General features: G+C 62.6%; 6 protein-coding genes and 1 pseudogene. 2 read left to right on the top strand and 5 right to left on the bottom strand.

Annotated features, from left to right (window positions below; translation table 11 throughout):
- A pseudogene (locus J9889_RS11495) lies at positions 1–120 on the top strand (IS630 family transposase); the annotation flags it as partial.
- A gap of 108 nt (positions 121–228) precedes the next feature.
- The gene (locus J9889_RS11490) at positions 229–930 is read left to right on the top strand and encodes a cold shock domain-containing protein (RefSeq protein WP_080767960.1); all 702 of its coding nucleotides are present in this window, start codon (positions 229–231) and stop codon (positions 928–930) included.
- Between the two features lie 257 nt (positions 931–1187).
- Here the strand turns inward: J9889_RS11490 and J9889_RS11485 are convergent, their stop codons facing one another.
- The 5 genes from J9889_RS11485 to J9889_RS11465 all read right to left on the bottom strand — a co-directional run bounded on the left by J9889_RS11485 (position 1188) and on the right by J9889_RS11465 (position 7570).
- Complete coding sequence (locus J9889_RS11485) at positions 1188–1745, bottom strand: hypothetical protein (protein WP_210556734.1); 558 nt, start codon at positions 1743–1745, stop codon at positions 1188–1190.
- 136 nt (positions 1746–1881) lie between these two features.
- Positions 1882–4674, bottom strand: coding sequence for an FAD-binding and (Fe-S)-binding domain-containing protein (locus tag J9889_RS11480; protein WP_210556732.1), 2793 nt, complete (start codon positions 4672–4674; stop codon positions 1882–1884).
- Positions 4674–5318 (bottom strand): LUD domain-containing protein, encoded by a 645-nt coding sequence (locus tag J9889_RS11475; protein WP_210556730.1) that lies wholly within the window; start codon positions 5316–5318, stop codon positions 4674–4676. The genes J9889_RS11480 and J9889_RS11475 overlap by 1 nt, the downstream gene beginning before the upstream one ends.
- Before the next feature lies 1 nt (position 5319).
- Positions 5320–6756: a LutB/LldF family L-lactate oxidation iron-sulfur protein gene (locus J9889_RS11470; RefSeq protein WP_210556728.1), complete on the bottom strand. Its 1437-nt coding sequence runs from the start codon at positions 6754–6756 to the stop codon at positions 5320–5322.
- The gene (locus J9889_RS11465) at positions 6749–7570 is read right to left on the bottom strand and encodes a (Fe-S)-binding protein (protein ID WP_210556726.1); all 822 of its coding nucleotides are present in this window, start codon (positions 7568–7570) and stop codon (positions 6749–6751) included. The genes J9889_RS11470 and J9889_RS11465 overlap by 8 nt, the downstream gene beginning before the upstream one ends.
- Between the last annotated feature and the right edge of the window lie 3 nt (positions 7571–7573).

Below are 7573 nucleotides of genomic sequence, written 5' to 3'. Positions count from 1 at the left end.
GAAACCATCACGCGCAATCATCAATGCAGAGGGATGGCAAACCTGCTGGCCCGAGTGAAACACTTCATGGATACCGTGTCTCCTTTCCCGGGGAATGGCTATGGCACAGCGAAGGTGTAGCACTATTGGGATCAGTTATTTAGGGATACAAGAATAAAAAATCATTTTGTTTGTCAATCCCTTGTTCATTAACACAGTCAATTCAACATTTGATACCCAAGGAAGAAAATGAAAGGGAAAGTTACTCAATGGAATGATGGCAAGGGCTTTGGTTTTATTACGCCAGAGGATGGTTCAGAAAAAATATTCTTCCATATCTCTGCTGTGAACCCTAATGACAGAAGGCCACAGATTAATGACGAGGTGTTGTTTGAGACTGACACCGATAGTCAGCGACGGGTGAGAGCGACAGAAGTTTACTATGAAGGTTGGACTCTTCGTCCTATCAAACAACCTTCCAAACAAAGCTCTCGTTCTAAGGGAGGGCCAAGTGATAAAAAAATCATACTTGAACCTGTCAGAAAAACACCTCTGGATTATGTTTTTTTAATCTTGGCTATAGTTTTGATAACTTTTACTGGCTTTAAATATTATAAAGAAAAAGACCTTGCGATATCACTTCCTATTGCATTGTTTGCAATGATATTACTTGCTCTATTCAGTCGTCCCAAAAAACCTTCAAAAAAATTCTTTACCTGTTCTCGTTGTCGCTGCAATGCCCCGTTTGACAATCGCACCATTCGCGCTTGGAATACGGGAACAATGAAACTCTATTGCTCAAATTGCCATACTGAATGGTTGAGTAACCGAGAAACAACAAATAATGATTTCCACTCATCATCAAACCGGGGTAGCGGCTGCCTTGGTGTTCTAGTAATGATGATCGTTATTCCAGTAGGGTTAGTGTCTATCGCATCTTGGCTGAGTTGAACATTACTTAATGGGAACTTGTCGTGAAGCAGTTAATGGCCAGATAAAATCCCGTCTCTTGCACCTACTTCTTTATCTCACCACTTGATCAACCAGATGAGGATACTGTGATAGGGAATACTGTTACCACCTCATTTCGCAGGTGCGGCCGTATTCCATGGCTACAAGCACGGCAATGGGGAACTCAGACGTCATTAATCCCTCATCTTCTGTTTGTGCCAAAAAGTGAAAGTACAGGTGAACACTCCGGCATGGCCTTACAACCCTCTTTCACTCTCTGCCTTGATGGCGCCCAGTATCCGGCGCCGGATCAGGCCGCTGACGGGACGGATCAGATACCAGTAAGGTGCGAATTTGAGGCGGCAGGCCAGATCCGGGCAGAACACCCTTGTCTGGGTGATCAACCGGGTGGTGCCGTTTGGCTGGCGGCTGGCCGAAAACCCCAGGGCGAGCTTGGCGACGCCTGGCGCCGCAAAGTCCAGATACGCCTGACTGTCCGCCATGGTCACCAGACCAAAGTCCGGCCGCCAGAACCGGCCGACAAGGCCGTAGAGCAGCGTGTTGTCGTCCTGGCTGTCGAGCGGCACGAATCTGTCCAAGCCAAAGGGAGGCGGGCTGGCGCTCTGTTGGCGGCCAAGAAGATGCCCAAAGCGCATCGGCACTTCCCGCAAGCCGATCAGGTGGCGAAAGGCCGGATCCGCTTCCGGTCGATAGTTGGCCGCCGCTTGGATGACGGTGTGCGGGTCGGCGGCAATGTCGCGAGCGTGCTCTTCACAGAAGTGATAGGCAGGCAGATAGTGGTTTAGCGGCGTCATCAATCCTTCCTTGCCATCGTTCGTATCAGCATCGGCCCCTTTCATAGCACGTAGCACCAGACAAGTCCCGTTTTTAAGCCACCTTGTTCACCCCATTGAAAACGGCAGGATAGTTATCCTGCCGTTTTTTGTTTCCCTATTTCGCCGCCTGATCCACCAGATAGAGGATGCTGTGATAGGGAATGCCAGCGTACTGGCTGAGCCCCATTTCGCAGGTGCGGCTGTTGCTGAATCCCTGACGACAATCGTTGGGGACCTGGGCGGGCAGGCTGGCGAGGGCCGCGGCGTTGAGCTCCGGGGTCATCAGCCCCTTGTCGCCAGCAAAGCCGCAGCACTGGATATGCTCAGGGACTATCACCTCCCGGGCACAGGCACGGGCCAGCGCCAGCATGGTCTCCCCCAACCCCATGCGCCGACTGCTGCAGGTGATATGGAGCATCACGGTCTCATCGAGGGGGGTCAGCTCAAGGTGGGGCAGCAGGTGTTCCAGCACAAAGACGGAGGGCTCGAACACCCGAAGGCCCTTGCCGAGCGCCCCCGAGAGCAGTCGCTGCACGCAGGGGCTGGTGTCGAGCAGCACGGGCCAGCGCCCCTGTTCGCTTGCCTGCCACAATGCATCGGCCAGCTCACTGCGCTTGGCCTGTGCCACCTCGCTCATCCCCTTGCTGTCATAGGGCATGCCGCAGCAGAGCCCCTCAATGCCTTGCGGCACTATCACCCGGCAGCCCGCTTTATTGAGAAGTGATTGCACCACGTCCGGCAGTGACGGGGCCTCCTCCTGCTGGCCGAACACCCGGCTGGCGCAGGATGGCAGATAGACCACAGCGCGCTCGCGTGAACCGTCATTGCTCCCCTCCCCTTGCGGCCATTGGTAGCGGCTCGGCCCCGGCAGGGTGGGCAACCAGGCGGGGGTGCGCTGGCCGCTGAGCTTGCGCACGCCCCCCACCAATCCTGCCAGCGCCTTGTCTCCCAGCAGCTTGCCGGCAATGGCTTTGAGGCCCAGCGCCCCACGGGCCGTGCGGGTAACGCCGGCGAAATGATCGGCGCTCCAGCGGGCGATGGGCACGAAGCGCTGATATTTGTCTGTGCGCAGCTTCTTGATCAGGCTGCCGGTGTTGATGCCGACCGGGCAGCGATCGGCGCAGAGCCCGGTGGCGGCACAGGTCTCAATCCCTTGATAGTCAAACAGCCGGGCCAGCTCGCGGGAGGGCTCATCGGCACGATTGCGGCGGGCCAGTTCGCGATAGAGCACGATGCGCTGGCGCGGCGAGAGCGACAGGGTGCGCGAGGGGCAGACCGCCTCACAAAAGCCGCATTCGATGCACGGATCCACGATGGCATCGCTCGCCGGCATGGGTTTGAGATGGGCCAGGTGGGCCTTGGGGTCGTCGTTGATGATGACGCCGGGATTGAGCAGGTTATCGGGGTCCAGCAGCGCCTTGATGCGGCGCATCAGCGCCATCCCCTCCGGCCCCCATTCCAGCTCCACATAGGGGGCCATGTTGCGGCCGGTGCCGTGCTCGGCCTTGAGGGACCCGCCAAAGCGCACCGCGACCAGCTCGGCCACCGCGTCCATAAAGGCGCCGTAGCGGGCCACCTGCGCCGGATCGTCGAACCCCTGGGTAAAGACGAAGTGCAGGTTCCCCTCCAGCGCGTGGCCGAAGATGATCGCTTCACCGTATTCGAAGCGATCGAACAGGGCTTGCAGCCCCGCCACCCCTTCGGCCAGACGCTCGATGGGAAAGGCGACATCCTCGATGATGACGGTGGTGCCAGTGGTGCGCACCGCCCCCACCGCCGGGAAGAGCCCCTTGCGAATAGCCCAGAGGCCGGCACTGTCGGTAGTAAAAGGCACAGAGGCGACCTGAACGAACTCGGCCGCCATGACCGTCACCTGCTCGCAGCGATCCACCAGCTCCTCTTTCGATTCCCCATGCACCTCGACAAGCAGGGCGCAGGCAGCCAGATCCAGCGTCTTGATAAAGTCCGGCAGGCCGGGCTTGCCCGCGACCGAGCGAAGGGATCGTCCATCCATCAGCTCCACCGCCGCCACCGGCGCACTTTTCAGGCGTGAGGTGGCCAGACACGCCTGCTCGGCGTCCCGAAACACCAGCAGGGCCGAGGCCTTGTGGGGGTATTCGGGCACGGTATCGAGCACCACCTCGGCGATAAAGCCGAGGGTCCCCTCCGAGCCGATCATCAGGTGGGTGAGGATATCGACGGGGTCCTCATGGTCGAGCAGGGCATTGATGGCGTAGCCGGTAGTGTTCTTGAGCCGGTACTTGTGGCGGATCTTGGCGGCAAGTTCAGTATTCGCCAGCACCTCGGCGCGCAGGGCGGCGAGCCCCGTGAGCAGCTCCGGGCGCCTGGCCGCAAAGGCGGCGCGGCTCTGGGGGTCGCCACTGTCCAGCACGGTGCCATCGGCCAGCAGCAAGGTCATGGCGTGCAAGGTGTGATAGCTGTTGTGGGCGGTGCCGCAGCACATGCCGCTCGCGTTGTTGGCGGCGATGCCGCCGAGCTTGCAGGCGTTGATGGAGGCGGGGTCCGGCCCAATCTTGCGCCCCAGGGGCGCCAGATAACGGTTGGCATCGGCGCCGATCACCCCGGGTTGCAGGGCGATGCGGGCCCCCTCGTCCAGAATGCGGTGGCCGCGCCAGCTGTCAGTCAGGGTGATGAGCACCGAATCGCTCAGGGCCTGACCCGAGAGGCTGGTGCCGGCGGCGCGAAAGGTGCACGGCAGGTGCAATTCGCGGCACACCCCCAGCACGAAGCGCACTTCATCGAGGGAGTCGAGGCGCACGATGCGCTCGGGCACCAGCCGGTAGAAGCTGGCGTCCGTGCCGTGGGCCAGCCGAAGATCCGGGTCGCTCACCAGCCGCTCCGGCGGGATGCGCGAAAGCACGGCGGCGTCAAATTGGTTCCAAGGCATCAGCAATCCTCCACCAGCACTACCAAGAGGCGGCTCGGGCCGTGGGCGCCGTAGGCCAGGGTCTGCTGGATGTCGGCGGTCTTGGAGGGGCCGGAAACCAGCAACAGGTTGGTGGGCATGGCCTGCTGCCAGCGCCCGGCCGCCACCAGCCCCGCCAGGTTGTCGGCAATGGTGGAGGCCGCCAGCAGGGCGATATGGCAGGGGGGCACCAGGGATAGGGTGCGCGGCTCGCCGCCATCGGGCAGCAACACGAGCGTGCCAGTGTCGGCGATGGCCCCCGCGCAGTGGGTGATGCCCGCCTGACAGGCATCGAACAGATCGTCCTTCCAGCTTGCGAACTCGCCAGAGGGGGTCAACACAGATCGCCCAGCGCAAGCCGCCGCGACCGCCGCCTGCCAGCGGCCACCCTGGCCACAGGCCAGACTCGTCACGCCCTCTTCATCCAGCCAGGCGCTCAGATCCCGGGCAAGGGTTGCTTCCTTGACGGTCAGGATCTCGGCGTGGCTGGCGCTGATCCCGGCAACAAAGCGCTCACGCCGCGCCTGTTCATCCTCCCCGCGCCAGGGCTGCCAGCCATGGGGGGCGTGGGCCATGGGGATGGCGGCGCCGCGCAGGCGGCTTAATATGGCCTCTTTGCTCGACATCTCAGGACTCCTTCTTCTTCTGGCGCAGCAGGGCGTGCAGGCTCTGGGGGGCGGGTTGGGGGGCTTCGCGGCACTGGGTCCAGGGGCCCAGGTGTTTGGGCATCAAGCCCCGCAGGCGACCGGCCACCCCGGTTGCGGCGTGGTAGAGGCGCGGGTGGGTGGCGGCAAAGGCAAAGCCCTGCATGGCAAGGGTCTCGAGCCGGCTCCTGGCCGCCCCCTGCCCCGCCAGCGGTTCGTGGCCGGGCTGTGCGTCGTGCTTGGCCTCCCGGCGCAGGCGCTGCAACAGGTCGGGAATGGGGATGCGCACCGGGCACACCTCGCCGCAGGCACCGCACAGGCTCGAGGCCGTCACCAGATCGCTCGTGCTTTCCAGCCCCAGCAGATGGGGGGAGATGATTTTGCCGATGGGACCCGGGTAGATGGTGCCGTAGGCGTGGCCGCCGATGCGGGTGTAGACCGGGCAGTGGTTCATGCAGGCGCCGCAGCGGATGCACTGCAATGTCTTGCGCAGCTCTTCGTCCCGGTAAGCCTGGCTGCGGCCGTTGTCGAGCAGCACCAGGTGCACCTCGTCCGGGCCGTCCAGCTCCCATGCCCGGCGCGGGCCGCTGATGACGTTGAAGTAGGTGGTTATGGCCTGGCCGGTGGCCGAGCGGGTCAGGGCGCTGTAAAGGGGCGGCACGTCGGATAGGCACTCCACCACCTTCTCGATGCCGGTGATGGCCACGTGGACTTTCGGCACAGTGGTGCACATGCGCCCGTTGCCCTCGTTCTCCACCAGACACAGGCTGCCGGTCTCGGCCACCGCGAAGTTGACGCCGGAGAGCCCCATGCCGGCGCGGCGAAACTCTTCGCGCAGGGCCCGCCGCCCGGTCTGGATCAGGGCATCCACGTCCGTGGTGGGGGTGAAGCCTTCCAGGTTGCCGGCGAAGGTGTCGCTCACCTCCTGCTTGTTCTTGTGGATGGCGGGCATGATGATGTGGGACGGGGTGTCGCCGTCGAGCTGGACGATAAACTCCCCCATGTCGCTCTCAAGGCAGCGGATGCCGTGGCGCGCCATTTCGTGGTTGAAGCCTACCTCCTCGCTCACCATGGACTTGCCCTTGACGATGCTGCTCACCCCGTGTTGTTGGGCGATACCGAGGATGATGGCGTTGGCCTCGGCCGGTGTCTGGGCCCAGTGCACCCGGATGCCGTTGCGCTCACAGTTGGCTTCGAGCTGCTCCAGCAGGTCCGGCAGGCGCGAGAGGCAGCGCTGGCGAATTTGCTCCGCCGCATCGCGCACCGCCGCCTCCTCGGCGGGATCGGCGAAGGCGTCGCGGCGCTTGGCGCGCAGATAATCCATGGCGCCGCGAAAGTTCTGGCGCAGCACGGGGTCGGCCAGGGCCGCCTCGGCCTGGGGATGGAAGCGGCGCGGCGAATACTTGGCGTGATCAGACATGGGGCTGGGCCTCTTTGGTATGAGCCAAATCGCTAACAGCGGCACCGTTATGAGCTATTTCGTCACTGTCGGGGCGGCTGTGGGCGAGCAGGAAGCTCGCCAGGTGGGTGGCAGGCAAGATCCTGCCCTGATAGGCCAGGGATCCCTTGATGTTCAAGAGGCACCCCCAGTCGGCGCTCACCAGGGTGTCGGCGCCGGTGGCCAGCAGGTGGCGGGTCTTGTCCTCCACCATGGCCTGGCTGATGTGGGGGTGGCGCACCGAGAAGGTGCCGCCAAAGCCGCAGCACTCGCTCTCGTAGGCCTGTTCATGCAAGGTGACGCCATCGAGCTGCCCCAGCAGGCTGCGGGCCGTGGTGTGTACCTGCATCTCGCGCCGGGCCGAGCAGGAGGTATGCATGACGATGCTCGCCTCCCCCACCCCGTGCCAGCGCACCCGGCAGACCTGGGCCAGAAACTCGGTGAGCTCGAACACCCGATCGCAAAAATCGGCCACCTCGGGGCTCTCGGGGAAGAGGCGGCGGTAGTGGTGGTGCATCATGCCGCCGCAGGAGCCCGACAGCACCACCACCGGCCAGGGCTCGGGGAAGAGCGCCATCTGGCTTTGCGCCACCTTGCGCGCCTCCTCCTCGTGACCCGAGGTGTAGGCCGGCTGCCCGCAGCAGGTCTGTTTCTCGACAAAGTGCACCCTTATCCCTTCCCGCTCGATCAGGGCGATGGCATCGAGCCCCGCCACCGGGTCGAACAGGTCCACCAGACAGGTGGCGTAGAGATAGACATCGGCCGGCTTGGCCGGGTAGACCCGCATTACCTTCATCAC

The sequence above is a fragment of the Aeromonas sp. PrichA-15 genome (assembly GCF_017939245.1).
In the GTDB taxonomy this organism is placed as follows: domain Bacteria; phylum Pseudomonadota; class Gammaproteobacteria; order Enterobacterales; family Aeromonadaceae; genus Aeromonas; species Aeromonas caviae.
Note: the sequence above shows the minus strand (reverse complement) of the source record. Positions and strands in the feature narration are given on the sequence as shown.

Bases quoted from the DNA above. Each gene is read 5' to 3' on its own strand.
- J9889_RS11490 (WP_080767960.1), top strand. From the start codon at position 229: ATGAAAGGGAAAGTTACTCAATGGAATGATGGCAAGGGCTTTGGTTTT.
- J9889_RS11485 (WP_210556734.1), bottom strand. From the start codon at position 1,745: ATGACGCCGCTAAACCACTATCTGCCTGCCTATCACTTCTGTGAAGAG.
- J9889_RS11480 (WP_210556732.1), bottom strand. From the start codon at position 4,674: ATGCCTTGGAACCAATTTGACGCCGCCGTGCTTTCGCGCATCCCGCCG.
- J9889_RS11475 (WP_210556730.1), bottom strand. From the start codon at position 5,318: ATGTCGAGCAAAGAGGCCATATTAAGCCGCCTGCGCGGCGCCGCCATC.
- J9889_RS11470 (WP_210556728.1), bottom strand. From the start codon at position 6,756: ATGTCTGATCACGCCAAGTATTCGCCGCGCCGCTTCCATCCCCAGGCC.
- J9889_RS11465 (WP_210556726.1), bottom strand. From the start codon at position 7,570: ATGAAGGTAATGCGGGTCTACCCGGCCAAGCCGGCCGATGTCTATCTC.